The sequence below is a fragment of the Dellaglioa sp. CoH-55-MRSF-8 genome (assembly GCF_056782195.1).
In genome coordinates, this window is sequence record NZ_JBXAYH010000107.1 from 1 (window position 1) to 372 (window position 372).

Here is a 372-nt window from a genome sequence, read left to right on the forward strand (position 1 = left end):
AACTAATAAAACGCGGTGTTTCTCGGCTTATTGCTTAAAAATTTAATAAATATTATCTAGTTTTCAAAGAACAAATTCGACAATTAATATTGTCAATGGAGCCTAACGGGATCGAACCGATGACCTCCTGCGTGCAAGGCAGGCGCTCTCCCAGCTGAGCTAAGGCCCCATAATGGGTATTTTATTAATTGGTAAATGGGCCTAAATGGACTCGAACCATCGACCTCACGCTTATCAGGCGTGCGCTCTAAACCAGCTGAGCTATAGGCCCGTAAACGCTTTTGAGAGTAGATCTCTCAAAACTAAACAAATTTTCGACAAGTGTGTAGGTTTCCGTAATATTCCTTAGAAAGGAGGTGATCCAGCCGCAGG

The 372-nt window shown here is 42.7% G+C and carries 2 tRNA genes; both read right to left on the reverse strand.

Annotated features, from left to right (window positions below):
* Positions 1–96: 96 nt before the first annotated feature.
* A tRNA-Ala gene (locus AC1RPW_RS08120) sits at positions 97–169 on the reverse strand.
* Between the two features lie 27 nt (positions 170–196).
* Positions 197–271: transfer RNA gene (locus tag AC1RPW_RS08125), tRNA-Ile, on the reverse strand.
* Between the last annotated feature and the right edge of the window lie 101 nt (positions 272–372).